General features: G+C 50.5%; 29 protein-coding genes and 3 tRNA genes. All 32 read right to left on the bottom strand.

Annotated features, from left to right (window positions below):
• Positions 1–47 precede the first annotated feature (47 nt).
• A complete protein-coding gene (locus DW720_RS07555) occupies positions 48–719 on the bottom strand; it encodes a type II secretion system protein (protein WP_117795685.1) in 672 nt (223 codons plus the stop codon).
• 11 nt (positions 720–730) lie between these two features.
• Positions 731–1,156, bottom strand: coding sequence for a hypothetical protein (locus DW720_RS07550; protein WP_146143891.1), 426 nt, complete (start codon positions 1,154–1,156; stop codon positions 731–733).
• Complete coding sequence (locus tag DW720_RS07545; protein ID WP_118749457.1) at positions 1,146–2,009, bottom strand: hypothetical protein; 864 nt, start codon at positions 2,007–2,009, stop codon at positions 1,146–1,148. The genes DW720_RS07550 and DW720_RS07545 overlap by 11 nt, the downstream gene beginning before the upstream one ends.
• 3 nt (positions 2,010–2,012) lie before the next feature.
• Positions 2,013–2,708 (bottom strand): hypothetical protein, encoded by a 696-nt coding sequence (locus tag DW720_RS07540; RefSeq protein WP_118749456.1) that lies wholly within the window; start codon positions 2,706–2,708, stop codon positions 2,013–2,015.
• Positions 2,705–3,331 (bottom strand): hypothetical protein, encoded by a 627-nt coding sequence (locus DW720_RS07535; RefSeq protein WP_118749455.1) that lies wholly within the window; start codon positions 3,329–3,331, stop codon positions 2,705–2,707. The genes DW720_RS07540 and DW720_RS07535 overlap by 4 nt, the downstream gene beginning before the upstream one ends.
• A gap of 12 nt (positions 3,332–3,343) precedes the next feature.
• Positions 3,344–4,405 carry a pilus assembly protein PilM gene (locus tag DW720_RS07530; RefSeq protein ID WP_182426172.1) on the bottom strand — a complete coding sequence of 354 codons (1,062 nt, stop codon included), beginning with the start codon at positions 4,403–4,405 and terminating at the stop codon, positions 3,344–3,346.
• A gap of 13 nt (positions 4,406–4,418) precedes the next feature.
• A complete protein-coding gene (locus DW720_RS07525) occupies positions 4,419–5,195 on the bottom strand; it encodes an A24 family peptidase (protein ID WP_107000047.1) in 777 nt (258 codons plus the stop codon).
• 118 nt (positions 5,196–5,313) lie between these two features.
• Entirely contained in the window at positions 5,314–5,847 is a 534-nt protein-coding gene (locus tag DW720_RS07520; RefSeq protein ID WP_118468771.1) for a type II secretion system protein, read from the bottom strand.
• Positions 5,848–5,946: 99 nt separating this feature from the next.
• A complete protein-coding gene (locus DW720_RS07515) occupies positions 5,947–6,393 on the bottom strand; it encodes a prepilin-type N-terminal cleavage/methylation domain-containing protein (protein ID WP_117795698.1) in 447 nt (148 codons plus the stop codon).
• Positions 6,394–6,497: 104 nt separating this feature from the next.
• A complete protein-coding gene (locus tag DW720_RS07510; RefSeq protein WP_118749454.1) occupies positions 6,498–7,721 on the bottom strand; it encodes a type II secretion system F family protein in 1,224 nt (407 codons plus the stop codon).
• Between the two features lie 345 nt (positions 7,722–8,066).
• Entirely contained in the window at positions 8,067–8,501 is a 435-nt protein-coding gene (gene sufU, locus DW720_RS07505; protein ID WP_107000051.1) for a Fe-S cluster assembly sulfur transfer protein SufU, read from the bottom strand.
• Positions 8,491–9,702, bottom strand: coding sequence for a SufS family cysteine desulfurase (locus DW720_RS07500; protein ID WP_107000052.1), 1,212 nt, complete (start codon positions 9,700–9,702; stop codon positions 8,491–8,493). The genes sufU and DW720_RS07500 overlap by 11 nt, the downstream gene beginning before the upstream one ends.
• 79 nt (positions 9,703–9,781) lie before the next feature.
• Positions 9,782–10,924: a SufD family Fe-S cluster assembly protein gene (locus DW720_RS07495; protein ID WP_118749453.1), complete on the bottom strand. Its 1,143-nt coding sequence runs from the start codon at positions 10,922–10,924 to the stop codon at positions 9,782–9,784.
• 91 nt (positions 10,925–11,015) lie between these two features.
• A complete protein-coding gene (gene sufB / locus DW720_RS07490; RefSeq protein WP_118749452.1) occupies positions 11,016–12,422 on the bottom strand; it encodes a Fe-S cluster assembly protein SufB in 1,407 nt (468 codons plus the stop codon).
• Positions 12,423–12,521: 99 nt separating this feature from the next.
• Positions 12,522–13,292, bottom strand: a complete 771-nt coding sequence (gene sufC / locus DW720_RS07485; RefSeq protein ID WP_107000429.1) for a Fe-S cluster assembly ATPase SufC — start codon at positions 13,290–13,292, stop codon at positions 12,522–12,524.
• Positions 13,293–13,551: 259 nt separating this feature from the next.
• The gene (locus DW720_RS07480) at positions 13,552–14,001 is read right to left on the bottom strand and encodes a SpoVA/SpoVAEb family sporulation membrane protein (protein WP_107000055.1); all 450 of its coding nucleotides are present in this window, start codon (positions 13,999–14,001) and stop codon (positions 13,552–13,554) included.
• 15 nt (positions 14,002–14,016) lie between these two features.
• The gene (locus DW720_RS07475) at positions 14,017–14,580 is read right to left on the bottom strand and encodes a stage V sporulation protein AB (RefSeq protein WP_118749451.1); all 564 of its coding nucleotides are present in this window, start codon (positions 14,578–14,580) and stop codon (positions 14,017–14,019) included.
• Complete coding sequence (locus DW720_RS07470) at positions 14,570–15,205, bottom strand: stage V sporulation protein AA (protein WP_118468785.1); 636 nt, start codon at positions 15,203–15,205, stop codon at positions 14,570–14,572. Before DW720_RS07470 ends, DW720_RS07475 begins: the two co-directional genes overlap by 11 nt.
• A complete protein-coding gene (locus tag DW720_RS07465; RefSeq protein ID WP_022358678.1) occupies positions 15,202–15,414 on the bottom strand; it encodes a hypothetical protein in 213 nt (70 codons plus the stop codon). The genes DW720_RS07470 and DW720_RS07465 overlap by 4 nt, the downstream gene beginning before the upstream one ends.
• A 120-nt stretch (positions 15,415–15,534) precedes the next feature.
• Entirely contained in the window at positions 15,535–16,257 is a 723-nt protein-coding gene (locus DW720_RS07460) for a SigB/SigF/SigG family RNA polymerase sigma factor (RefSeq protein ID WP_118468787.1), read from the bottom strand.
• The gene (spoIIAB, locus tag DW720_RS07455; RefSeq protein WP_118742714.1) at positions 16,250–16,708 is read right to left on the bottom strand and encodes an anti-sigma F factor; all 459 of its coding nucleotides are present in this window, start codon (positions 16,706–16,708) and stop codon (positions 16,250–16,252) included. Before spoIIAB ends, DW720_RS07460 begins: the two co-directional genes overlap by 8 nt.
• 142 nt (positions 16,709–16,850) lie before the next feature.
• A complete protein-coding gene (locus DW720_RS07450) occupies positions 16,851–17,198 on the bottom strand; it encodes an anti-sigma factor antagonist (protein WP_022358681.1) in 348 nt (115 codons plus the stop codon).
• Between the two features lie 246 nt (positions 17,199–17,444).
• Entirely contained in the window at positions 17,445–18,866 is a 1,422-nt protein-coding gene (locus DW720_RS07445) for a tetratricopeptide repeat protein (RefSeq protein ID WP_233430161.1), read from the bottom strand.
• Positions 18,867–18,872: 6 nt separating this feature from the next.
• Positions 18,873–19,028, bottom strand: coding sequence for a hypothetical protein (locus DW720_RS15715; protein WP_022358683.1), 156 nt, complete (start codon positions 19,026–19,028; stop codon positions 18,873–18,875).
• 54 nt (positions 19,029–19,082) lie between these two features.
• Positions 19,083–20,426, bottom strand: coding sequence for a Mur ligase family protein (locus tag DW720_RS07440; RefSeq protein WP_118749450.1), 1,344 nt, complete (start codon positions 20,424–20,426; stop codon positions 19,083–19,085).
• A gap of 297 nt (positions 20,427–20,723) precedes the next feature.
• Positions 20,724–20,796: transfer RNA gene (locus tag DW720_RS07435), tRNA-Thr, on the bottom strand.
• Between the two features lie 45 nt (positions 20,797–20,841).
• Positions 20,842–20,913, bottom strand: a tRNA-Glu gene (locus DW720_RS07430).
• Between the two features lie 18 nt (positions 20,914–20,931).
• Positions 20,932–21,005, bottom strand: a tRNA-Pro gene (locus DW720_RS07425).
• Between the two features lie 130 nt (positions 21,006–21,135).
• Positions 21,136–21,471 carry a metal-sensing transcriptional repressor gene (locus tag DW720_RS07420; protein ID WP_022358560.1) on the bottom strand — a complete coding sequence of 112 codons (336 nt, stop codon included), beginning with the start codon at positions 21,469–21,471 and terminating at the stop codon, positions 21,136–21,138.
• 73 nt (positions 21,472–21,544) lie between these two features.
• Complete coding sequence (locus DW720_RS07415; RefSeq protein WP_118749449.1) at positions 21,545–24,217, bottom strand: heavy metal translocating P-type ATPase; 2,673 nt, start codon at positions 24,215–24,217, stop codon at positions 21,545–21,547.
• 211 nt (positions 24,218–24,428) lie between these two features.
• Entirely contained in the window at positions 24,429–24,935 is a 507-nt protein-coding gene (locus DW720_RS07410) for a small multi-drug export protein (protein ID WP_022358562.1), read from the bottom strand.
• Positions 24,936–24,938: 3 nt separating this feature from the next.
• Entirely contained in the window at positions 24,939–25,514 is a 576-nt protein-coding gene (locus tag DW720_RS07405) for a zinc ribbon domain-containing protein (RefSeq protein ID WP_118472868.1), read from the bottom strand.
• Positions 25,515–25,606 lie beyond the last annotated feature (92 nt).

Below are 25,606 nucleotides of genomic sequence, written 5' to 3'. Positions count from 1 at the left end.
GTACCTTCACAGTCACGCGCAGACCTGCTGAACAGTTAGTTTTTATTTTATTTCTGATCCAGGTTGACTGCACGCACGGTCAGGTTAATCGGCTTTACCACCGCTTTCCGGGAGGTTCCCATCGTATCTTTTTTCCGGTAGATCGCCAGATTTTGAACCGTAAAGCATGCTGTCTCCTCCGAATAGGTATAGCCGTCAAATGCCGTATAGTATTCATCCGAAATCGCCGCCTGCGTCAGCAAGGATATCTTATTATACGCATCATCGTAAGTATAATCCCCATACCATTTTTCAATGCCCGTGCCAGACCAGTCTGTCGCACTGAAGTGCAGCCACAGGTGGCTGTTTCCACTCCGCAAAAGAGGTGTTACCAATTCTCCTGTTGCGGAAGTCCCGGCAGAATTTTTCACTTCCAGCGCATTCGCAAATTCATCGGTCATCAGCTGCGCCGTGAGCGACAGCGCCTGCTCTGCATCTGCCTGTTCCTGCGTCCTCTGGTAAACATTTTTTACCATCATCACGCCGCCTCCAAGCACCGTGCCGATCATACCGAGAATCACAATCGCCGCCAGAAGCTCCGTCAGCGTCATACCGTTCTGTGACCGGAGTTTTTTCTGACATACTGAAAAGAGCTTCCGGTGACCCTTGGATGCCGTCTGTTTCTGCTGCCTGCAATGCCTATTTCTGCATCTGCGGCATTCACATCTCTCCTGTCCCATCTCTGTCTCCTCTATCGGTATCTGTAAAGCAGCTCTTGTAAGTTTACCTCTTCCTCTTCTGCATCCGAATCAGCCTGGCTCACATACAGCACGATGGGATACTGTCCCGTCCGGTAATTCGTCTGTGTGCCTGTCTGGTAGGCATTTGACGCCAGGCTTTTCTTCATGCCGCCGGTTCCAGATGCCTCCAGCTCCAGAACATATCTGCCCGACGCCTGTTTCGCTGTCCGGTTGTTCTCCAGCTGATTGCGGCTGTCATAATAGCTCGCCATCTGCTCTTCGCCCTGCCGCAGCATCCTGCCGGACGCCAGAAATGCACTCAGAAACATCGTCATTCCCAGTGCAATCACAAGAACCGATATCAGTACCTCTGTCAGTGTCTCGCCCGTACTGGCACGCAGCTTTCTTCCAGCTGCCCATTTCATTCTACTTATCATTCTGCAGCAGCTCCTTCTCTATTGTTCCGTTCTGCCAGCGGATCGTCGTAATGATGGTCGTCGTCGTGATCGTGTAGGAATCGTCGTCGTCCGATTCGTCGTCATCGCCCGGTACTGTGACCGTCTTACGCTCGAAGCTATGTGCTGCTTCCAGCTCCAGCCGTTTCTCGCACCGCTCTTCCTTCCTGTCATCCGCCATTACTGTATCTGAGATAACCGCCTTGATTTTATAATCATCCGTCATCCACAGACGTACACTGGTCTTTAACGGATCAATCGTGTTCCCGCTCATTCCGTCTTTCTTCACTGACAGGGTAAAATCTTTGTACGCCATTTCTTCCTCCGACGCATCGTCCCTGTCTGCCAGCTTCCGATACTCATTATTTCTATAAATATCCACGATCAGTGAATCGAGAATCGCGCTATTCCCACTCTCTGGGCTTGACAAACCCGAATCCGTTCCATAGAACTTCTGCCACGACGCCTCATTATCCGTGTTTTTCCGGCTGCCGACGTAGTAGCAGTAGAAATCATCCTCATCGTTTTCCTCGTCTTCCCGGCTGTCATGCACGATCACTTCCTTGATCTTGACTATATTTTCCGTCTTCTGCAGTTCATCCCGCAGAAATACCGCCGCCGAGTCCACCGCATACCGCTTCTGATCTTCTCCCGGAAGATTCCGGATCTTACCAGCCGATGCAGAGGCGGACGCCAGAATGATCGACGCGCCTACCCCGCAAAACACAAAAAACAGGAGCGCCGCCATCAAGCTGGCGCCATCCTGATTTTTCATACAGCTGAAAACCCGCTTCCAGATTTCCGGGTGTTTTTCACTGTTCTCTGCTTTTTTCATGCTTTATTCTCCCAGCGCCGCCTCTGCCGCTGTCTCAAGGTCCGAACGCTGCAGGTTCGACACATCCGCATTCGCCAGTCCCGACGGTGCCTGCGTCTCCTCCGGTTCCAGATCCAGACCTTCTTCTGATTCCGCATCGTATCGGGTCTCAAAATAGGTCAGCTGGAACGCCACCGCCACTGAGTGGATGCGGATATCCTCTAACTCTTCATTTTCCAGATCTTTATCATCCTGAATGCTCAGATCCTCGATCAGACAGCGGTACGGTCCTTCGACCACCTCATGAAGCATCGAAACAGCGTGATCAAACGAATCCGCCGTAAAAGAAATATTCATCGCGCGGCGGATCTCCATTCCGTCCACCTGCGGCTCTGAATACTGGAAAGTAAAATCATACGCATTCGCAAAAATACGGTTCAGCTCCTCCGTCTCCGTCTTGAAATGATTGTAGGCCGGAACCATCGGCGCATTCGATGTCTTGTTTTCCTCGATCTCTTCCTCCATCTGCCGGATCTGCATCGCTTTCATCTGCTCCAGCTGAATCTGGGCATCCAGCTCCGCCGTGTCCGCCGCCTCAATCCGCCTCTGCACCGGCAGGTAAAATCCGGCATAGTAGCCGCCCGCGATCAGGGCAAAGACTACAACCAGCAGCACTATTTTCTGTGTTTTTGTTAATACATATTTCCCTAACGAATTCATTTTTCTTTGCCCTCTTCTGGTTCGTTAAAAAATACAGCCATTGACACTCCCACCTGCTTCAAGGATGCCAGAGCTCTCTCTTCGCCATCTTTCTTCACTGTTTCCTCCAGCGAAGCGGTCACATAGCGCGCATTCGGATCCGCCTGTGCATCACGGACCAGCTGCGAAAAGAGTGTACCATTGGGAATGGTTCCTTCCAATGACATCTGATCCGAGGTGATCGAAACACTCGAAACTGCCGTCAGCGGGAAAATCTGTGATTTCAGGGAATCCAGCATCATCCGGCGGTCCGGAAGCTTACTCTCTTCCTCATTCAGATACCCATTTCCATAATGCGCGTACTCTGCCAGGACCTCACCGTACACCTCGTTGGATTTCTCCAATGTACGAAGCTCCTTCTCTGTCGCCGCATAAACCGCCTCTGCCCGGTCTGCCTCCTGCAGGGGAAGCATTACGCCAAATCTCGAAAATCCGTAGACAAAAACCATAAAAACGGCAAACGCGCCCAGCTCCGCCGCTATTTTCCCTTTTTTAGTCCGCTTCTGATACAGATTGATGCGCCGTTTTTTCGGATACTTCGGACCGCCAATCTGCATATTCGCGATTGATTTTAAATCAGCCACCGCTCTTCCTCCTTATGCAAGTAATACACCGTATGCCTGTGGGCTGTCGATCCACTCGTCTTCCTCATCCAAAGAGACCTCCGGCAGAAGCTCCGCCACACTCCGCACCGGCAGATCCAGCGTTTCTTTCAGCGCATCAATCAATTCCCCGTATCGTGCGCCTCCGCCGCAATAATAGAGGCTGTCGATCGTATTATTCACATTGTTGAAGCTATAAAAGTTCAAAACTCGCATGACCTGGACGGCGCGGGTCCGGTACTGCTCCTCCAGCACGGCCGCCATCTTTTCTTTGTCGGTCTCCTCGCGGTTTTCTTCCTCCACCTCAATTCCCAGTTCCTGCATCTTGTTCTTATCTCCCAAACGGATCTGCTCGATCTCCTCACAGCCCGGCTCCATGGTACGGGTAATATCATAGATCCCCTGGCGAAAGAAATGGATCCGCAATGCTTGGGTTCCCAGATCGAGAATCGCATAGTCTTTCACAGTTTCCGATTTTTCTGCCCCCTCTGCGTTCTCTTTTTCTTCCTTTTTATGAGGTTCTGCATTCAGCTTTGTCTCCAAAGCCTTCTTCTCATCCGCCATTCTCTCTTCTGCATATTCCAGAATCCATTCCAGTCCCAGCACGGCCGGAACCAGACCGACCAATTTCAAGTGTGCCATCTTGGCCAGTTTTTCAAATTGCTGCGACAGCTCTTTCGTACACGCCGCACCAATCAAATCCATTTTTTCCTGATCCGCATAGATCATCGCATAATCAAAGACGTACTTATCCATCTCGTTTCCGATATAATCATGGAACTCATATGGAAGATTCAGCCGGAGCTGTTCCTCCGTCATCAGCGGCAGCTCAAAGCGCCGCACATACGCATCCTCCTGCCGGATGACAAACACGACGTTCCGGCAGCGGATCGCATACTCCTTCAACAAATCCTTTATTAAATCCGCATATTGACGCATATCGTTCCGGTCGATCCCCTCGACCCGCTCGCTGATAAATTCGCGAAGCTCGCCATTTTCCGCATATGCAATCTTGATACGGTAATGTCCAATCTCAATTCCTAAACAATTCTTCATCTCTGCACTCCCTTTAAAAGAGCCCTGTATACCATTGTGTCCATATATCTCCATACAGCAGCATACAAAAACATGCCGCCGCAATCGCCGGCCCAAACGGAATTTTCTCCCTCCGACCGATGACAGAACCTGCAATTCCCAGCACACAGCTGAGAATCAGGAAAAATAATACCTCCCAGGCGGAACGCATATACAGTCCCGTCACAAAAAAAAGTTTTACATCGCCGCCCCCCAAGCTTTCTTTTCCGGTCAGGCGGTCAAACAGCAGGGAAAGTGCCAGCATACTGACAGCCAGTCCGGCACCGGTCAGAACTCCCCGCAGCATCTGTCTTCCCGGTTCCGGTAAGCCCAGCGCCGTGCCGAAAAAGATCAGGATTCCGGCTATCTGAAGCCGGTCCGGTATGATCCACGCATGCAGATCTGTGAGTGTCAGACATAAAAGCACCATCCAGAGCAGAATTCCCCGCAGTGCCAGCACCGAGACATCGTATCGGTACATAATCAGGCAGCATGCAATTCCTGAAACAAGTTCCGTCCAGAATGCCTCCGCCGGGATCTTCGCTCCGCAATAACGGCACCTGCCCCGCAGGCACAGCCGTGAAAAAAGCGGTACCAAATCCAGTACTCCCAGCACATGACCGCAGGCATCACAGTGGGATCTCCCTTTCAAAACGGACGTTCCGTTTAACATCCGCCCTGCCAGACAGTCTGTAAAACTTCCGAGCGCACAGCCCAGAATAAAAGTAATCATCAAAATGTAAATTGTTAAAAATGTGGTTTGATGCAGCATCAATGGAATATCTCCTGTCCGTACCCATGTTCTGTCTGTTTGTAACTCCCCAATATTTTATATCTTCCAAGATATGTAAAACGCTATCTTTATCTTAAAACGCCCAATTTCATTTCTTTTATTTGGCGCCAAATCCCGGCTTTGGACCAAATGGATTCTGGCTGGTTCCCCCAACTTCATTTCCCTCATAGAAAGGAGCGGTCTGAAGCGGAGACGTATTCGCATATGGATTAGCCGCCGGATTTCCGATGTAAACCAGAATATCTGTACACGGTGTCTTGGCTTCCATCGCCGTCTTCCGGTATTCCTGCCCCAGGTCATTTACCTTCTTTGTTCCACTTCCCTGTGCATACTCAATGTGCGCGTTCTCTCCCTCTGCCTGACAGACAATTTTTCCTTCTTTTACATTGTACCGGTAATAGCGGTATTGCTTCTGCGGCTGGTTCTCGTAGCGTTCCAGGCTTTCCTTGCTTCCATACAGCATCGCCACGGCCGCTGCCTTCGCCGCACGGACATTCGCCTGATTGGCTGCGATGACCGCTTTTTTCCGCTGTGCCGTAAAAATCGGAATACTGATCGCCACCAGAATTCCTACGATGGCTACCACTACCAGAAGTTCTGCCAGTGTGAAACCGCCTTGTTTCTTTTTCATCTGCTATCTTGCCCCTTAGTAATACACCTTTTTATATTTTTAGCAAAAATGGATGGGAAAACCCCATCCATTTTGCCACGTATGTGGTTTTATTCTTCATCAACCTTTTTCCTTATCAGCAAATAATTTAACTGTTGCTCCGCTCAAGGTGTCATCACTATTTGTGCCACTTGTTGGTTCAATTTCAACACTGATTTTCTCATATTTATTTTTTGAGGATACCGCAGCGTCCATATTCTCCACTTCATAACTTGCTGCTTTTGTGGCATTCTCACCAAGCTTTGTTGCTACACCTGTACTAATATCATAATCATATGTAGCTTTTGCAAAAGTATCCTTATCATCAGTTAAATACTCCGCAACCGCTGCCGCCTTCGCAGCTCTCAAGTTTGCCTGATTTGTAGCCTTTCTAGCCTTGCTCAGCTGTGCCGTAAATACCGGAATCGAGATTGCAACCAGGATACCCACGATCGCAACAACCACCAGCAGCTCAGCCAGTGTGAAACCTTTTTTGTTCTCACGAACTTTCTTGATTAAGCCCTTCATAAAATCAATCTCCTTATTGTATAGTATTTTATTAATGAACAGAGAATTTCCTCTGCGCCATCCAGCCTCTGCCGTATCACATTTCACATGTGTGCAGTCAATTCTTACATCAGATCATACATTGTAAAGATAGGCAGATAAATCGACACTACAATGATACCCGCAAAAATCGCAAGCACAACCAGCATCGTCGGTTCCAGCAGTGCCAGAAGCCGCTGGATTCGGTAATCCGCCTCGTTGGTGTAATAATCGGCGACATTGTCCAGTGTCTCCTCGAGTTCACCGGTTTCTTCTCCGACGGAACACATATCGACCATCGTCGGCGGGAAATATCTCTTTCCCTGCAGACATTCCACCAAGCTGCGTCCCTGTTCGATCCCTGCCCGCATGGAGCGGACATCCTCGCTCAGAAGTGCATTGTCCATGACCTTCGCCGTCGTGTCAACCGCCTGGTTGATCGTGATACCCGCTGCCAGAAGCATCGACATCGTATTAGCAAACTGTGCTGCGCCGTTCATCTGGTTGATCACGCCCACAAGTGGAAGGGATAACGCGATCTTTGCTTTCTGAATCCGCCCCTGCGGCGTATTGCCGTAAACCTGCGAACCAATCTTCAAAAACGCCAGCACCGCCAGCATCAGCAGCCACCACTTCGCGAAGAAATGAGAAGTCGCGATCAGCATCCGCGTCATCAGCGGCAGCGTACCGCCCAGATCGGCAAATACATCTGCCAGTGTCGGGATAACCTTCGCCATGACGATAATCAGGACAACCACCGCAACCGCAACGACAAACAAAGGATAGGTCATCGCTCCCTTGATCTTCTCCGTCGTCTTGTAGGACTTTTCGTAAAACTTCTGAAGCCTGTCAAAGGATCGTTCCAGCGTACCAGACTGCTCGCCTGCCCGGATCGTCTCGATAAATGTGAGCGGAAAACGGTCGCTATACTTTTCCAGCGCCGACGCAACGGTACTTCCTGCAGCTACTTCCTCTGCCGCAGCCCCCAGGATCTTCCGGATCCGCTTGTCCTCATTCTGATCTGCCAGCATACGCATCGCGTGTGCCACTGTCATGCCCGAATGAAGGGTGAGCGCAAACTGTGAACACAGGATCGCCAGCTTCTTCGTCTTGATCCGCCTGCTTCCGATCTCCATTTCCAGGAGACTGCCTTCATCAGGTCTTTTCTTCTCTTTCTTTTGGCTGATGCTCAAAAGAATCGGATAGTTTTCCCGGATTCTGGAAGCGGCTGCCGCTTCACTCTCAGCCTGGAGCACTCCCCGGACTTCTTTTCCATCCCGTCCCAGCGCTTTATATGAAAAATTTGGCATCTCTCATACCTCCAGCCACAGGATTCAGCTGTACGCCATCCGTATGTACATCGCCATCTGCATCCTTTTTATCATTATTTTAACATCTTTGTTTGTTTTTGTAAATATGCCGTCAATCTTTTGGATATTTTATACGAAACACGCATCTAGATCGGCTTTTTTTTGCTATTTTCTCTATACGTGTTTTGTTTTTGCCAATCTATTTTTGTATATATTTTCACCAACACATCTGACTTTTCTTTCTTTTCCAGACTATTTCAGGTATATAGATCATCAGAGCGGAAATGGTACGTCCCGCCCTGACACTCCCAAAAGAATAGCTCCCGTTTCTTTTTATCTTCTCTCTTATTTCTCGTTTTCCTTATCCAGCATCTCTTCCATCGTATGCCATCCCAGCACCGCGCATTTGACACGCGCCGGCATATGGGAAACATCGACCAGGGCACCGGCTTCCTCGAGTTCTTCGATCTCGTTCTCGCCTGCCTCGCCCTTGATCATCCGCAGGAACAGATCCGCCAGATGGCGTGCTTCCTCTTCGGATTTTCCGATGATCAGATCCAGCATGATATCAGCGGATGCCTGGGAGATTGCGCAGCCGCTTCCCTCAAAAGCACCGTCTACCACCTGTCCATCTTCGACCTTCAGCTGAAGAATGATGTCATCTCCACAGCTCGGATTGACGCCCTCTAATACCAGATTGGCATCCGGCAGCTTTTCTTTATGTAACGGATGCAGATTGTGATCCGTCAGTATTTCATTGTAAAAGGTTCTATTCTCCATATCCCATTTTCCTCCGGATTTCTTTCAGGTTCTGGACAAAACGGTCGATGTCCTCCTCCGTATTGTAGAACGCAAAGCTGGCACGCGCTGTTGCAAATACACCCAGATGTTTTAAAAGCGGCTGGGCGCAATGGTGGCCTGCGCGCACATTGACATTTGCGGCATCCAGAATCGACGCGATATCGTGCGGATGTACGCCGTCCACGGTAAAGCTGATAATTCCGTTGTGCTCTTCCGGCTTATCACTTCCCTGGATATGAACGCCCGGAATCTGCTGCATCGCCGTCATTGCCCGTGTTGTCAGCAGCTCCTCACGCTTCCGCACCTCGTCAAATCCGACGTTCATCAGATAATCGATCGCCGCCTGTAAGCCGACCGCACCGCCGCCATTGACGGTACCGGCTTCGAATTTGTGCGGCAGTTCGGCAAAGACTGCGGATTCCCGGCTGACCGAATCGATCATCTCGCCGCCCGTCAGGAACGGCGGCATCGCATCCAGAAGGGTCTCTTTTCCGTACAGGACGCCGATTCCCATCGGTGCCATCAGCTTGTGACCGGAAAATACAAGGAAATCTGCATCCAGTGCCTGCACATCCACCGGAATATGCGGGGCGCTCTGTGCCGCATCGATGACGATGACACCGCCTTTTTCATGCACCAGTTTCGTCAGCTTCTCTACCGGATTTCTGCGGCCAAGGACATTGGAAATCTGCGGCATGGCTGCGATCTTTGTCTTTTCTGTCACCAGGGCTTCCATATCCTCATCCCGGTAGGAACCATCCGGCTGACATTCCAGATAAACGAGCTTCGCGCCTGTCTGTCTGGATACCATCTGCCACGGCAGGATATTGCTGTGGTGGTTATCAATGCTGATTAAGATCTCATCGCCTGCTTTCAGACTGGTTAAACCATAGCTGTACGCGATCAAATTCAGGCTCTCGGTGCTGTTGCGTGTAAACACGACCTCGCTCGTCTTTCCAGCATTGATAAATTCCCGCACGCGCTCTCTTGCCGCTTCATATGCCTCCGTCGCCTCGATTCCCAGCTCATAGAGCCCGCGGAGCGGATTGGCATTTTTCTTTGTATAGAAATCTTCCACTGCCTTTAATACCGCCTCCGGGCGCTGTGCCGTTGCCGCATTGTCCAGATATGCGATATCCGAACCCGCAAGCAGGGGAAAATCTTTCTTGTAATCTGTCATGTTCTGTTCCTTCTTATATATTTGTTTGTATACTTGCTGCAAAAACAAACCGCAGCCAACTTACAGTTTTTTCATTTTATTATCGCTTCTGGTTCATGAACTCCTGAACCTGCTTCTGTACTGCCTCGTCAGCTACCAGCTCATTCAGCGCGTCGATTCTCGCCCGCGCTACCATGCGCTCAGCTTCCTCTCTCGACAGTCCGCGGGAGCACAGATAAAACAGCGTTGCATCGTCCAGATCGCCCATCGAAGCGCCGTGATTTCCTTCGACATCTTCTTCCGCACACAGAATCAGCGGAATCGTCTGGTTTACGATGTCATCGCCGAGCAGCAGCACATCCTCGCGCTCAGTTCCCTTTGCCCCGGCGCATCCCGGCACGAAATCGATCGTTCCGCGGAACAGCTTGGAGGAACCGTCCTGCAAAACGCCAGAGACTTTCATCATACTCTCTGTCTTTTTGCCGCGATGGCGTACTGTATAGTTCATATCCAGCTTCTGGTTTACACTGGTGTAATAGCCGATCTTCGCGTCAAATGCGCTCTTTTTTCCTTCCAGCTCGGTCAGGCAGCCCGCGTAGACCTTGCCTGCGCCCAGCTCCAGTTTCAAAAGCTCAAATGTGGCATTTTCCCCGCAGGACGCACCGATATCACTCAGGCAGGTATATCCTGCGCCGAGAAGCTGCACTTCCTGAAGCTGTACCTTTGCATTCTTTTCCGCATGGACCTTTACCTGGAACGAGGATGTTCCCTGTGCGTCCTCCCCGGAGCGGAATACGATCAGCACGTTTAAGCGGCTGTTTTCCTTTGCATCCAGGCAGAGGCGGTTCTGGTAACTGCCGTTTTTGTAATCGACGCAGAGAACCGTCCATTCTGTATTTTCATTCTGAAGCACAGCTGCCGCTTCCGCTGTCAGCCGGTAGATACTTCCCGCACCGGCATTTTCTTCTGCAACAGCCGTTCCATTTACAGTGTCCGTTTTATTTGCGCCAGCCGTTCCGCATTCCGCCGCCATCGCATCGTACTCGCGTCCCATGCCGGTCTGGATCTCGTCCCACTCTTTTCCGGAGATTTCTTTTTCCCAGGTCACACCTGCTGCCAGGCGCTCCGGTTTTATCAAAACACTTTCCTCCGGCCACTCAATCTGTATCTGGCTTTCGTTCATTCCCAGCCGGTTCCAGGTTCGGGTCGGAAGAATGTTTACTATCATTTCTTTCTGTCCCATTGTTTCCTCCTGTCGTTACCATTCATGCACTTGCATGCCCCGCAGCAGAATCTGTTATTTCAAAATCCCCGCTGCAAACAGTAACCATCTATTATCCGATACTGCCTTTCATCTCAAGCTGAATCAGGTTATTCATCTCAACCGCGTACTCAAGCGGCAGCTCCTTCGATACATCATCCGCAAATCCGCTGACGATCATTGCGCGCGCGTCCTCCTCGCTGATGCCGCGTGACATCAGATAGAAAACAGCCTCGTCGCTGATCCGTCCAATCTTTGCCTCATGGCCGACGTTCGCGTCGCGGGTTCGGATATCCATCGCCGGAACCGTATCGGAACGTGAAATATCATCCAGCATCAGGGACTGGCAGGAAACCGATGCCTTAGAACCGGATGCCTGTTTTCCAATCTGTACGCTGCTTCGGAACGTGCTGACACCGCCGTCCTTGGAAATAGATTTCGTATTAATATAGGAAGAAGTCCGTTTGCCCGTGTGGACTACCTTCGCACCGGTATCGAGGTTCTGACCTTCTCCGGCAAAAGTAATGCCGGTAAATTCCATTCTTGAATCGTCGCCCTTTAAGATACTCATCGGGTACAGATACGATACGTGGGAACCAAAGGAACCCGATACCCACTCGATCGTGCCGCCCTCTTCCACAATCGCGCGCTTGGTGTTCAAATTGTACATATTTTTCGACCAGTTCTCGATCGTCGAATAGCGGAGTTTCGCATTTTTGCCGACGTACAGCTCAACACAGCCCGCATGCAGGTTTGCTACGTTATATTTCGGCGCAGAACAGCCCTCGATGAAATGCAGATATGCCCCCTCATCAACGATGATCAGAGTATGTTCAAACTGTCCGGCTCCCGGTGCATTGAGTCGAAAATAGGACTGAAGCGGGATCGTAACCGACACGCCCTTTGGCACGTACACAAAAGATCCGCCGGACCAGACCGCCCCGTGCAGCGCTGCAAACTTATGTTCCTGCGGTTTGACCAGATGCATAAAATGCGTCCGGATCATTTCCGCATATTCGCCGTGCATCGCACTCTCCAGATCGGTGTAGACAACGCCCTGCGCCGCTACCTCTGCGCGCACGTTATGATATACTAACTCCGAGTCATACTGGGCGCCCACGCCTGCCAGCGATTTCTGCTCCGCCTGCGGGATTCCCAGACGTTCAAAGGTATCTTTGATGTCCTTCGGAACCTCTGACCATTTGGCACTCATCTTGGATTTCGGACGGACATAGGTTACGATGTTGTCCATGTCCAGATCCTCGATATCCGGTCCCCAGTTCGGAACCTGCAGGGAATTGTAAATCTGTAAGGACTGCAGACGGAACTGCTGCATCCATGCCGGGTCATTTTTCTCCTTAGAAATCTTCTCAACGATCTCCGGGGTCAGACCCGCTTTTACTTTATATGCGTCATTTTCTTTGTCTTTTATATCGTAGACGCTGCGATCAATGTCATCTACATACGTTTTTTCTTTCATGTTTGATGCCTCCATATTACCCGTGCTGATTCGTTATTACTGTCGCATTATCCTGCAGCACCTTCGATTCCAAAAATGCCTGCCTGCGAACAGTAACGATTAGTTCCGGGCGTCTGCCACACCCGCCTCACGGATAAAGGATTCGTAGCCTTCCTGGTTGATCTTATCAACTAGGGAGCCGTCACCGGTTGCCACGATCTTTCCATCTACCATGATGTGCGTATAGTCAACATGCAGTGCATCGAGAATCCGGGTGCTGTGCGTGATAATAAGAAGCGCGCCGTTCTGGTTCTTCTGGTACTCTTCCACACCCTTAGAAACCAGACGGACTGCATCAACATCCAGACCAGAGTCTGTCTCATCGAGGATTGCCAGGCTCGGATTTAAGAGCATCAGCTGTAAAATCTCAGATTTTTTTTTCTCACCGCCAGAAAAGCCCACGTTTAAGCTTCTCTGTGCATACGATTCATCCATCTGGAGAATGTCCATCGCCTTTTTGAGCTGTTTATGAAATTCCCAGATCTTTAAGTTCTTGCCAGTCTGCTGGCGCATCGCGCTCCGCAGGAAACTTTCCAGCGAAAGTCCCGGTACCTCCAGCGGCTCCTGGAAGGACAGGAACATACCGGCTTTGGAACGCTTGTCCGTGGACTCATGTGTGATATCCTCACCCTTAAATAAGATCTGACCACCCGTGATCTGGTATCTCGGGTTTCCCATCAGGACGTTGCCGAGCGTCGATTTTCCAGCGCCGTTCGGTCCCATCAGGACATGTACCTCCCCTGCACCGACGCTTAAATCAACGCCGTGCAGAATCTCTTTTTCTTCTATATTTGCCTTTATCTGATTTACTTCTAACACTTTTTCTGCCATAAAGCACTCCATTTCCGGGACCGGCTGAGACATTCATGCTCGGTCTGTCTGATCTGTGACAGCCGCCTCGTCACGAAAGCGGTTATCCTTCTTAGCAAACGTCCATCTCTCTGGTTCCTTTTTTCTATAATGAATCTGGCTGTTCAGACGGTCAGATTACCCTATGGCTATTATAGGTATTTATTTCCGGATTGTAAACCCTCATTTTTCACAAAACAAGAAAGATTCTTATTATATTATTGAGACTTTTTCTCGTTTATTATTGAGTCAGCATCATCCACCCCCAATACACAACCCCTAATCCCCACGAACTCAGAATCCCATACAGGATCACCGGACCCGCGATTGTAAATATTTTGCATCCGACACCAAACACCTGTCCTTCCGCCTTGTATTCCAGCGCCGGGGATGCAACTGAATTGGCGAATCCGGTGATCGGAACCAGCACACCAGCTCCAAAAACACGAGCCAGCCTCTGGAATACATTTGCCCCTGTCAGGATAACGCTGAGCAGAATCAGTCCCAGCATCGTCCAGAGCGCCGCCGTTTTCTCCTCCATGCCTGTCTGAACCAGACAATTTGTGCTGATCTGCGCCGCCAGGCAGATCAGCCCGCCGGAAATACCCGCCATCAACACATTTTTCCATGTACTGTGGACGGGCGTAACCGATTTGACATATGCTTCATATTGATCTTTTCTGGCTTCCATGGTTTCTCCTCTCTTCTACTGTCTTCCAATTCCATGTAAGAAATAATACAGCGAACCCGCACATTTCCCCGCCGCAATCGCGAGAAGGAGATATGGCAGCCCCACTGCCAGACGCAGGCGGCGGCTCAGCACCGGCAGGGCTTTCAATGTCTCTGCCAGCGACATGACGAGGCAGCCCACAAAAATACCACAGGAAAGTCCCGCAGCCGCTAGAAGCAGCTGTCCGGAGACATTTCCAAGCATCACCAGAAATCCAGCACCAGCTCCCGTTCTGCCACCGCCTTCTGCTGCCTTCTGCCACAACTCTGCCTCCGTCATTGCCGCTGGCCACGCTATTCTCAGAAAACTCCCGGTCAGCTGTTTCACCTTCTCTGTAAATAAATCCACCACATTTCCAAACAATCCTCCCAGCGCGATAATCGTCTCATACAAGAAGATTTTCCCCTTCGACGCCGTCGCCGTCTTTCCAATCAGGCGCGGATAAACGCCGATGACCACCAGAAAGGCGTAGACTCCCGCTGCCACCGTGCTTCCCGCCGCCAGCCCCGCCAGCAAAAGCAGCGCTTCTTTAAGAAACATCGATGTCATCCTCCTTCCGCTCCTCGTTCTGAATCAGCGTTTTATTGACATTTTCCTCATACAGGCGCATTTCTACCTCCAGCGGCGTCGGATCGAGACTGAATTTCCACGAAGTAAAATGATTAAAAAACAGCAAAATCCCCACCGGAAGCCCGATCGAATAACCGATCTCCAGCGCCGTTGTTCCGTCCGACGCCTGCCCCGTCGTGATCTCATATATTTTCTTGAATACATCCAGCACGTTTGCATCGTTGTTGAATGTCATGATCGCAAATGCCGCCCCGAAAAAGCAAATCAGGCAGACGAACAGCGTCTTGCACCACTGCCAGACAAGCGCCTGACGGTGCGGCGGCTGATAATGAATGACATAATCCGTCTCCCCCAGATTCTGCACCGATGTCCCCGGAATTTCCCGTTCAATCTGCTGGATAATCTCCATGACGTTTCCAACCAGACGGCTTTCGCGCTGTTTCCCGCCGCCGCGGATCCTCTTCACGATCATCGCACGGCAGCGGCTTTCCACGCTTTTTTCACTGCAATAAACTTCTCCCAGGCTTGCAAGCGGTACATTTTTCTCATGTACCTGCGTGATCTGGCTGAGTTTCAGATAGACCGTCTGTGTCATAATGCTGCCTTCTCCGTCTGTGCCTCCGGTCTCAAAAATGCCTCCGCGCTGTCCCCGGAATGCTGTACGAAGGTTCCGTCAATGTAGACGCTGTCCCGCCCCACTGCCATCAGACAGAGACAGAGCGCTGCCACAATCAGAATCATGCATCCGACCCAGATACAGATTCCCATCTTTTTTTTCATTGTCACTTTCACATTTCCCGTCATTTTTTTCCATCCTTCCTGTGTATTCTGGAAACTCCAAAAGTTCCTGTATCCAGTAGTATGGCTGTCTTTCAATGGAGTATGCACATTCATATATTCTGAATTATGAGCCTGTCTTTTTTCTCATGTTTCTTCCAGCTTTGCGCGCATCTGCCCTAATATTTTCCGCTCGATCCGCGACACCTGTACTTGTGAAATGCCGAGCTGCGCCGCGATCTGAGTCTGTGTCTGATCATAAAAATAGTGCCGCACAATGATCTCCCGCTGCCGTCCATTGAGCATTTTCAGTAAATCTCCCAAAAGCATCCGGTCAAGCAGAACCTCATTTTCCGCTGTCTCCCCAGCAATCCGGTCCTGAAGCAGAAGGCCAGTTTCTTCCCCGGCGCTGGCTGGTGCAGAGAGCGATTCAACCGGACTGTCCGCCGCCATCGATGCGGCAGCTTCCTCACAGCTCACTCCAATCTGCGCCGCCAGCTCTTCCAGCGTCGGCTCCCGCCCAAGCGCCGTGCAGAGCGCTTCCCGCGCTGCCCGGAGCCGCTGGTTTTGCTCTTTGATGGAACGGCTGACCTTGATGATCCCGTCATCCCGGAGAAAACGTTTGATCTCCCCCGCAATCATCGGCACCGCATACGTCGAAAAACGCACCTCATATGATAGGTCAAACTTATCAATCGCCTTCAACAGCCCGATACTTCCGATCTGAAATAAGTCCTCCGTCTCACACCCCCGCCCCGCAAAGCGGCGGACGATGCTCCATACAAGCCCCAGATTGTCTTTTACCAGCGCCTCCCGCGCCGTCTTATCGCCCTGGTGTGCCCGTTTGATCTGCTCGATGGTTTTATCCATAGAACTCCGCCGTTTCTTTTTCTTCCTGTTCTTTATTCATATATCCCCTTCCAATTCGCTTTTTCATCGTCACACACGTTCCGCAGCCCACCTTGGACTCCACCTCGACCTTATCCATAAACGCTTCCATAAACGAAAAGCCCATCCCCGAGCGCTCGCCGGTCGTGTCTGTCGTATACATCGGCTCCATCGCCTTTTCCACATCCAGGATTCCTTTTCCCTCATCCCGGACCGAAATTATCAGTTCTTCTCCCTCAATCCGCGCTTCTATGTAAATAATTCCGATTTCATCGCTATACCCATGAATCACCGCATTTGTCACCGCCTCCGAGACCGCCGTTTTCACATCCTCCAGCTCCTCCATCGTCGGATTCATCCGGCTCATAAAGACTGCCGCTGTGACACGGGCAAACTCCTCGTTCGATGAATGGCTGTCTATCTCCAGGTGCATCCACGTGCCATTCTTCTCTGCTTGTCTCTGTTCATTCTGTTTAAATTTTCTGTATTCTTCTGAATCTTTTATTTTTTTAAGTTTTCCTTTCACTTCCGTTTCTGATACAGATATATCATCCGCATACATATTCATCTCTCCTTTAATGTCTCCCATCCAGTGCCTCCTCTCTCGTCCGGTACGACTGCACCAAACGATACACGCCGCCGATCCGCAAAATCCGGCGCATCCGCTCGCCTGCCCCGTACACCGCCACCGTGCCGCTGCTGCCCTCCATCTGCTTATACCGGTTGAGAATTACACCGATCCCGGAACTATCCATAAATTCCGTCCCTGAAAAATCAAAAATAATCCGGTTAATATAATTTTCCGCCAGAAGCAGGTCTGTTTCATATTTGAGTGTCAGGCAGTTATGATGATCTACCTCCTTCGGCAGATGAATCACCAGCGCCGAATCGATCGCTTCGTATGTAAACATATTTCGTTCCATATCAGGATTCCCCCTTTTTCGATTTTTTATGCGGCCTTTTCCTATAGGCCTAAAAGAATGTGCCTTGGCACATTCGGGCGTCTCGCGCGGTCGCTTGCAGCATGTTTCTGCTTCGCGCGAGTGCGCATCCTCACGGAGCGTTTTTTGTTTCATAGGACATGATTTCCTAGGAAAGCAAAAAGCACCGTAAAGTTTTTATCTTTACAGTGCTTTTCTTCTTAATTATCTGTCGTATTATATTTGTACTTACTGCGCCGCCTGCGTCTCCGCTCCGCTGCCTGCTGCCGTTTCATCCGCCGCAGTCTCTCCCTGACTGATGATGGACTGACCTGGAACTGCAGCCTGCTGGTTATCCGGCGCAAGCTCGGCGAGCTGCTGTCTTGCCTTGTCCGCCTGCTCGGAATCCGCATACTGGGTCACAATCTGCGTAAACATTTCGACCGCCTTGTCTGTCTCGCCCTGTGCCCGGTAAATCATACCCATGCTGAAGATAACCTTCGGGTTTGCCGGACGGATCGCCAGACAGGTCTGGTAATCTGCCAGTGCTTCCGCCATACGGCCTGCCGACCACATCGTGTATGCCAGATCCTCCAGCGTCTGGTAGCCGTTTGTCTCGATGTCCTGCTTTACCCCGTTGGCAATGGAAACGACCGTCTCGTCCGTAAATAACGACGGATCAAAGCCCTCATAATAGGTAACCGCCTCTGCCAGGTTATTGTTGCGGTATGCCTGCAGCATTTTGACGAGCTTCGCATACTGGTTCAGAACGCTGTCATTGCTGTTGAGCATCGTATCCAGCTTGTTCTCCGCCTCTTCTTTGTCCTTTTTCGAGGTCTCAATGCTCTCATTTAAACTGTCAATCTCTTCATTTTTCTGATTGAGCTGCTCGTTGTACTGGAGCATTTCCTGCGTATGTGCATTATTTGCCTGCTTAATCTTGGCTGGCATCACCAGGAAAAAGATAACTGCCGCGCCCAAAAGCAGTCCAGCGCCGATATTGAGCACTGACTGCAGTCCCGTATTCTCCTTGTACGTCGGCGGCATAATGACATCATCATCCTGCATCTGGCGGTGGGAAAATGCGTTTTTCAACTTTCTCCGCTCGATATCCGCCTTGCCGGTATGTTCCTTAACAATCTCCATATACCAGTTCGCCTTGGGATTGTTTTTATCAATCTTGAGTACCTTATACAGGGATTTGCCCGCTTTCGTATAATCCTCATGACTAATATGCAAAAGAGCCAACAGAAGATGTGCTTTTACAAATCTTGGATTAGCTTCTACAACTCTTGTAAGCTGTAAGGTCGCCAGATCGTCGCTTCCGGTCTGCGCCTGCAGAAGCGCCTGATTATATTTCTGAATCGTCGCGCTCGCCTGATCCAGACGATCCTGCTTGCGCTGAATCTGGTCTAAATAATAATCAGCCCGGTTATCCTGCTCCTTAAAGTTCATGCTGATAACCCACTGCACCAGCGCCTCCGACACCTCACCCATCTCATAATAGATAAGTCCGAGAAGATTTCTGGCATCAATATGATACTTGTTCAGGTTCAGGCATTTTTTCAGATACTCGACCGCCCCTGTTAAATCCCGTCTCTTTGCCCGTTCCAGCCCGGCATTGTAAAAGCTGTTGGAAATCAGGCGAATTTTTCTTGTTCGATCCATCATGTCCGCCTATTCCTTCATATGTTTTAAAAGTTCCATCATAATATCCGACATATCTGTCAGGTCACTCTTCACGATCGCCTCGCCGACCTCCTCGACCTCCAGACTCGGTTTAAAATGTTCGATTTCTTCTTCGAAATTGATTGTCATTCCTTCGCCACTCATGTTTTTCCTCCAGAGTTTCTTCCTTTATTACATGGATATACATTCCCGCTAATCTTACACCATTCTGGCGGTGCTGTCAAATCCAGTTCGGGAAATCTTTTTCTCCAGCTCTCCGATTAAATACAAAGAACCCACACAGAAGCAGGTATCCTCCGGACGTTTTTCCTGAACCAGTGTCTGATAAGCTGTTTTTACATCTGGTATACTTTGAACCTCACAGCCATCTGCCACCCGGTGTGCTGCTTTTTCCATCGCCTCCATCGAAAGTGCCCGCGATGTATATAAATGAGTCAGCACCAATCGATCCGGCTTCAGTTTCCGCATCAGTGTTTCCAGCATCGATTCATAATTTTTATCTGAAACGGCTGCAAACAGCAGAAAAATCCGACCATCTTTCCCGGACTCTTCTCTTCTGCGCGCTGCCACCTCTGCCGACGCGCCCACAAACGCACGGATTCCGCCCTCATTGTGAGCGCCATCCAGATAAACTCCGTCCTGGATCTCCTCCATGCGTCCGTGCCATACCGCATTCCGGATGCCCGCTGCCGCTGTCTCCCCGTCCACTGCAAGAAGCCGTGCCGCCTGGTAAGCGATGCAGGCGTTGACCGCCTGATATTCCGCTTCGAAGGGAATAAACAGACGCTGGCTTTTCTCTTTTATCCTTAGAATCATCCCGCCATGTTCCCGCCGAAGATCCGTATACACTGCCGGGCTGATCGGATATGCCGGACAGGAAAGTTCCGCCGCCCGATTTCTGATAACTGCCGAAGCCGCCGCATCCGTATCATCGTACACCACCGGCATATTTTTTTTCAGGATTCCCGCCTTTTCGCCCGCGATCTGTGTCACCGTGCCGCCCAGGTATTCCATATGGTCAAGGCTGATTGAAGTGATGACCGTAAGCGCTGGATGCTCGATGCAGTTCGTTGCATCCAGCCGTCCGCCGAGCCCCGTTTCCAGAATCACATACTCCGGCTTTTTCCGGCGCACCATCCACATGAACATCAAAAACAGATATTCAAAATACGTCGGACGCCCCAGTCCTTCCTGCTCAAAATGAACATATGATGCCTTAACCGCCTCAAATGCCTCCAGGAACAGTGCATCGTCTGCTTCCTGTCCATCAAAAGAAAAACGCTCCGTCACGCGCACCAGATGAGGAGACGTAAACCGCGCCGTCCGCTTCCCGGCTTTCTGCAAAACCGCATCGAGAAACGAGCAGACCGACCCTTTCCCATTCGTTCCGGCCACATGTACGATTCTTTCCTCCTGCGGCAATGCATTCAGGTATGAAAGCATCCTGCGAAGCCCCTCCGCCGTATGTTTTTCACTGGTAAATTTCGGTATCTCATTCAGATATGCATCTGCCGCTTCTACCGTCCATTCTTCTTGTCTCATGGCATGAAATATCCTTTCCTGGCAAACGGAAGCGGCAGTACGAACTCTGCCGTCTGCCGCCTTGTCTTTTGTATGTTATTATTTTATATCATTTGCGGAGATCGTGCAAGTGGTTATATGGAATAAAGGCTGTACCGTTACTGTTCACAGATAGGGATTTTCTGAACTGAAATTTCCGTACGACACAGTTCTGATTGCAGATTTTGCCAATTTAAAAAGTGAAGCATCGGCAAAATCCAAGGTATTTCCAATTATACAAGAAACCCCTCTTGATAATCAAGAGGGGTTCCACTCATCAGCTCCCTGCCGGACTTGAACCGGCGACCTACGCATTACGAATGCGTCGCTCTACCAACTGAGCCAAGGAAGCATTTTAATTTGAAAAATGCTCTGGAAAACCCAAAGCAACTTTCGATGACCTGTCCGGGAATCGAACCCGGGTTTACGCCGTGAGAGGGCGTCGTCTTGACCGCTTGACCAACAGGCCGTATGTTTTATAATAGAATCGAGGCGACGTGATTCGAACACGCGACCTCTGCGTCCCGAACGCAGCGCTCTACCAAACTGAGCCACGCCTCGATTACATGACGTAGTATAATATAAATCCAGGAGAATGTCAACACTTTTTTTGAAGAATTTTTAAAAATATTTATTATGTTTAATATTTCGCTATAGTTGCTTGTGTTTACTCAATTCAATAAATTTATATTTACTTCATCAGCTTCTGAATGGTCTTGCACAGCTCCTCAACCGCTTCTTCCCCATTTCCCGCCTCTATATCATCGACCACACAGGTTTTGATATGGTTGGACAGCAGGACTTTGGAAAAACTGTTCAGCGCCGCCTGAACCGCTGATACCTGGTTTAATATATCGACGCAGTATCGCTCGTCTTCCACCATCGCCTTCACACCGCGCACCTGTCCCTCGATCCGGTTTAAACGTTTCAGCAGATCTTTTTCTTCGGTCAGATTTCTGTGTTTGTGGCGTTCCGTCTCTCCTCCCTGACAGACCTGCGCTTGTGATTCACATTTACAACAGCCCATGCTTTTCTCCTATCTTTTATCAAAATGCTGCGAAATGGCATATTAATTCCACCATTTCGCAGCTTTTTTCATCCTACTGAATCGAGTCCACCTTATAATCCTGTGCCTCAACCGCCTCTTTCAACGTATCGTCTGCCACATCCGCACTCATGCTTACGACCGCGGTTCCTTTCTCATGGCTGACCTCTGCGCTCTCCACGCCTGCCAGTGCCTCCAACGCCTTCTTTACGCGTGCCTCACAGTGTCCACACATCATTCCTTCGATATTCATTGTCTTTGTCATCGTTATTCCCTCCATATTTATATTATTTTTTTGATTCTCACTTTTTTGCATTTCTTTTGAAACAGTTTCATTTCCATTTGCTGTTTGCCCAATTGACCGGGTATCTTCTGCCCCCACCCTAACTGCACCTGCGTTTTCTGCCTTTTCTCCACCTTTATTAGCAGCCTTCTCAGCCCTCTTCCGCATCGGATGATCCTTCGATGCATCGTGCATCTTAAACAGATTCAGCCGCAGCGCGTTCGTCACTACGCAGAAGCTGGATAAGCTCATCGCTGCAGCGCCGAACATCGGATTTAATTTCCATCCAAAGATAGGATACCACAAACCGGCTGCAAGTGGAATACCCACAACATTGTAAAAGAATGCCCAGAACAGGTTTTCGTGAATATTTCGAAGCGTCGCACGGCTTAGACGGATTGCCGCCGGAACATCACTCAAACGGCTCTTCATCAACACCACATCCGCGGCATCAATCGCGATATCTGTACCAGCTCCGATCGCGATACCTATATCGGCACGCGTGAGCGCCGGGGCATCATTGATACCATCACCGACCATTGCCACCTTACCCTGTTCTTTCAGGCTGCGGATGACACTCTCTTTCCCATCCGGAAGTACTCCGGCAATGACTTCATCCACACCAGCCTGTGCCCCAATCGCACGGGCGGTCCGCTCATTATCTCCGGTCAGCATAACCACACGGATTCCCATGTTCTGCAGTTCCTTGACCGCCTGCGGGCTGTCTTCCTTGATGACATCTGCCACGGCAATCATACCAGCCAGACGACCATTTTTCATAAAGCACAGCGGCGTCTTGCCTTCCGATGCCAGACGCTCAAAGGATGCCTGTTCCTGTGCGGACACCGTCGTATGTCCGCTGATATAGGAAAAACTTCCGCCTGCCAGTGAAGCGCCGTCTAACGTACCGGAAAGTCCATTACCCGGCAGCGCCTGGAAATCAGCCGCCTCCGGCGCATCAATCTGCTGTTCTTTTGCATAGAGAAGAACAGCTTTCGCCAATGGGTGCTCACTCTTCTTTTCCAGGGAAAGCGCCAGGCTTACCAGCTCCTTCTCAGTCACACCTCCAGACGGGATGACGTCGGTCACACGCGGCTCGCCGCTGGTGATCGTACCCGTCTTATCAAGCGCTACAATGTCCATTTTTCCGGTTTCTTCCAGCGAAACAGCTGTCTTGAACAAGATTCCGTTTTTCGCGCCCATGCCGTTGCCGACCATAATCGCAACCGGCGTAGCCAGTCCCAGTGCACACGGGCAGCTGATAACCAGTACGGAAATACCTCGCGCCAGTGCGAATCCAAACGTCTGTCCTGCCAACAGCCAGATAATCGTTGTCACCACTGCGATCGTGATAACCGCCGGGACAAACACGCCGGAAACCCGATCTGCAATCTTGGCGATCGGCGCTTTCGTCGCCGCCGCGTCGCTGACCATGCGGATGATCTGCGACAGGGAGGTATCTTCACCGACTCTGGTCGCCTCACAGCGCAGATAACCAGACTGGTTGACCGTTGCCGCCGAAACCGGGTCACCCTGTGCCTTATCCACCGGAATACTCTCGCCGGTCAGTGCTGCCTCGTTGACCGCGCTTGTTCCTTCCAGGACCACACCGTCCACCGGGATATTTTCACCTGGGCGTACAACAAATACATTACCCTTCTTTACCTCGTCAATCGGAACCTTTGTTTCCACTCCATCCCGGATGATAACAGCTGTCTTCGGTGCCAGTTTCATCAGTCCCTTTAAGGCATCCGTCGTTTTTCCCTTGGAACGCGCCTCCAGCATTTTTCCGACTGTGATCAGCGCCAGAATCATTGCCGCCGACTCAAAGTAAAATTCATGCATGTAGGACATGACTGCCGTGTCGTTGCCCTTTAACTGGGCGTCCGTCATCGCAAACAACGCATATGTGCTGTAGATAAACGACGCGCCGGAACCAAGTGCTACCAACGTGTCCATGTTCGGGGCGCGGTGTAAAAGTCCCTTGAAACCGCTGATAAAGAATTTCTGGTTAATCACCATGATAATTCCGGCCAAAAGGAGCTGCAAAAGTCCCATCGCCACATGGTTGCCATCCATAAAGTGCGGCAGCGGCCAGCCCCACATCATATGTCCCATCGACATATACATAAGGACTGCTAAGAATCCCAGCGATGCGATCAGACGGTGTTTTAAGACCGGCGTCTCCCGATCTTTTAAGGCGTCCTCTGCCTCCGACGCGCTCTGCGCCTGCGCTGCAGTGCCCTGTCCTTTCAGGGATGCGCCATATCCGGCATCTTCCACCGCATGAATCACGGTCTCCGGGGGCACATCGCCCTCGACGCCCATCGAATTTGTCAGCAGGCTGACCGAGCATGCCGTGACACCCGGCACTTTCGATACTGCCTTTTCAACCCGGCTGCTGCATGCCGCGCAGCTCATGCCGGTTACTGTATATTGCTTCATGGTCTCCTCCTATCTCTTAACTGCCTTTATAATATACCCCCATAGGGTATATGTCAACCCCAATTTCATTTATGATCTCTTTTTCTCAACAAAATAATAATGGACGCAAAAAGACTCTGTCCGGAGAATTTCCCCTTACAGAGTCTTTTATACATTCGCATCCATGCCGCCCTTTTGCGGGCATAGACATTATTCCATTTTTATCTGCGCATCATCCAAACAGCACGCCCAGCACGCCGTAGGACAGAATCGACATAATCACCGTCGCCAGCGCGATACCGACTAAAATCGCGCCAAATGCCTTGCCAAATTTCATGTGGAGCAGGGATGCCACCAGCGCGCCTGTCCATGCGCCGGTTCCCGGAAGCGGGATGCCGACAAAGAGCATCAGCCCCCAGAACTCATATTTCTCGATCTGCCCTTTTTTGCTCATCGCTTTGCGTTCCAGCCACAGCGCAATACCACGGAAACACGGAACCTTCTTCATCCACTCCAGCACATGGCGGATCAGAAGCAGGATAAACGGGATCGGCAGGATATTTCCCACGATACAGATCGGGATCGCCCGCAGGATCGGCACGTTTAAGAGTGCCGGTGACGCAGCCAGAAGCCCGCCTCGAAGTTCCAGAATCGGAATCATCGAGATAATGAAGATAATTGCCTCCTTCGATATGACTCCGGATAAATTAGCTGTAAACCATTGTACCAGTGAATCCATAAATTATGCCTGCTCCCCGCTGTTATTTTCATTCTGTGCCGCAGTATCGGTGGTGTTCTCCGAAACAGAGTCCGAAGCATCCGCGGAATCCGCGTCTGGGCCAGCCGTGCCTTCTGTTTCTGCGTTGTCAACCGCCTTATCTGCTGCAGCTTCATCCTTCTCTTCAAAGATAGTCTCCTGCATCTCCTCTGGTTCTTCCGGCTCATGCACATCTGCAGATGTCGTCGAATCCATCGGCGCACCGCACCGGCTGCAGAATGCCGCATTTTTCTCCACCTTTGCGCCGCACTCCGCGCAGACTCTTGTGCCCTCTAACTCGGCAATCTCATCCTCCAGGGACGCAATCTTCACAAGCCCTGCCTGGATAGTGTGGAACTCATCTGCAAATTTCCCTTCCAGCTCGCCCTCATGTCTGTCATAGTATGCTTTTCCCAGTGTGATATATGCCTTATTAATCTTATCTTTCTCGGCGGACAGCTTCGATTTCAGCTGTAATACGCCTGTGATGTCCTTTACCCGGTTCGCAGCTTCCTTGCTCTTATCGCTGATCACCTTTCCAAGTTCATCGAAAAATGCCATATTTCTTCCTCCTCTGCGGGATATGTACGCCTCAAATTTTGTTCTGCCTGATGGGACAGCGCATCGCTGTTCTAAATCCAAAGGCAGGTTCA

The organism is Clostridium sp. AM27-28 (assembly GCF_003480955.1).
Lineage (GTDB): Bacteria > Bacillota > Clostridia > Lachnospirales > Lachnospiraceae > Otoolea > Otoolea fessa.
This window is presented reverse-complemented; position numbering and strand designations above follow the sequence as displayed.

Bases quoted from the DNA above. Each gene is read 5' to 3' on its own strand.
- DW720_RS07555 (WP_117795685.1), bottom strand. From the start codon at position 719: ATGGGACAGGAGAGATGTGAATGCCGCAGATGCAGAAATAGGCATTGC.
- DW720_RS07550 (WP_146143891.1), bottom strand. From the start codon at position 1,156: ATGATAAGTAGAATGAAATGGGCAGCTGGAAGAAAGCTGCGTGCCAGT.
- DW720_RS07545 (WP_118749457.1), bottom strand. From the start codon at position 2,009: ATGAAAAAAGCAGAGAACAGTGAAAAACACCCGGAAATCTGGAAGCGG.
- DW720_RS07540 (WP_118749456.1), bottom strand. From the start codon at position 2,708: ATGAATTCGTTAGGGAAATATGTATTAACAAAAACACAGAAAATAGTG.
- DW720_RS07530 (WP_182426172.1), bottom strand. From the start codon at position 4,405: ATGAAGAATTGTTTAGGAATTGAGATTGGACATTACCGTATCAAGATT.
- DW720_RS07525 (WP_107000047.1), bottom strand. From the start codon at position 5,195: ATGCTGCATCAAACCACATTTTTAACAATTTACATTTTGATGATTACT.
- DW720_RS07520 (WP_118468771.1), bottom strand. From the start codon at position 5,847: ATGAAAAAGAAACAAGGCGGTTTCACACTGGCAGAACTTCTGGTAGTG.
- DW720_RS07515 (WP_117795698.1), bottom strand. From the start codon at position 6,393: ATGAAGGGCTTAATCAAGAAAGTTCGTGAGAACAAAAAAGGTTTCACA.
- DW720_RS07510 (WP_118749454.1), bottom strand. From the start codon at position 7,721: ATGCCAAATTTTTCATATAAAGCGCTGGGACGGGATGGAAAAGAAGTC.
- sufU (WP_107000051.1), bottom strand. From the start codon at position 8,501: ATGGAGAATAGAACCTTTTACAATGAAATACTGACGGATCACAATCTG.
- DW720_RS07500 (WP_107000052.1), bottom strand. From the start codon at position 9,702: ATGACAGATTACAAGAAAGATTTTCCCCTGCTTGCGGGTTCGGATATC.
- DW720_RS07495 (WP_118749453.1), bottom strand. From the start codon at position 10,924: ATGGGACAGAAAGAAATGATAGTAAACATTCTTCCGACCCGAACCTGG.
- sufB (WP_118749452.1), bottom strand. From the start codon at position 12,422: ATGAAAGAAAAAACGTATGTAGATGACATTGATCGCAGCGTCTACGAT.
- sufC (WP_107000429.1), bottom strand. From the start codon at position 13,292: ATGGCAGAAAAAGTGTTAGAAGTAAATCAGATAAAGGCAAATATAGAA.
- DW720_RS07480 (WP_107000055.1), bottom strand. From the start codon at position 14,001: ATGGAAGCCAGAAAAGATCAATATGAAGCATATGTCAAATCGGTTACG.
- DW720_RS07475 (WP_118749451.1), bottom strand. From the start codon at position 14,580: ATGTTTCTTAAAGAAGCGCTGCTTTTGCTGGCGGGGCTGGCGGCGGGA.
- DW720_RS07470 (WP_118468785.1), bottom strand. From the start codon at position 15,205: ATGACACAGACGGTCTATCTGAAACTCAGCCAGATCACGCAGGTACAT.
- DW720_RS07465 (WP_022358678.1), bottom strand. From the start codon at position 15,414: ATGACGGGAAATGTGAAAGTGACAATGAAAAAAAAGATGGGAATCTGT.
- DW720_RS07460 (WP_118468787.1), bottom strand. From the start codon at position 16,257: ATGGATAAAACCATCGAGCAGATCAAACGGGCACACCAGGGCGATAAG.
- spoIIAB (WP_118742714.1), bottom strand. From the start codon at position 16,708: ATGCACCTGGAGATAGACAGCCATTCATCGAACGAGGAGTTTGCCCGT.
- DW720_RS07450 (WP_022358681.1), bottom strand. From the start codon at position 17,198: ATGGAACGAAATATGTTTACATACGAAGCGATCGATTCGGCGCTGGTG.
- DW720_RS07445 (WP_233430161.1), bottom strand. From the start codon at position 18,866: ATGATGGATCGAACAAGAAAAATTCGCCTGATTTCCAACAGCTTTTAC.
- DW720_RS15715 (WP_022358683.1), bottom strand. From the start codon at position 19,028: ATGAGTGGCGAAGGAATGACAATCAATTTCGAAGAAGAAATCGAACAT.
- DW720_RS07440 (WP_118749450.1), bottom strand. From the start codon at position 20,426: ATGAGACAAGAAGAATGGACGGTAGAAGCGGCAGATGCATATCTGAAT.
- DW720_RS07420 (WP_022358560.1), bottom strand. From the start codon at position 21,471: ATGGGCTGTTGTAAATGTGAATCACAAGCGCAGGTCTGTCAGGGAGGA.
- DW720_RS07415 (WP_118749449.1), bottom strand. From the start codon at position 24,217: ATGAAGCAATATACAGTAACCGGCATGAGCTGCGCGGCATGCAGCAGC.
- DW720_RS07410 (WP_022358562.1), bottom strand. From the start codon at position 24,935: ATGGATTCACTGGTACAATGGTTTACAGCTAATTTATCCGGAGTCATA.
- DW720_RS07405 (WP_118472868.1), bottom strand. From the start codon at position 25,514: ATGGCATTTTTCGATGAACTTGGAAAGGTGATCAGCGATAAGAGCAAG.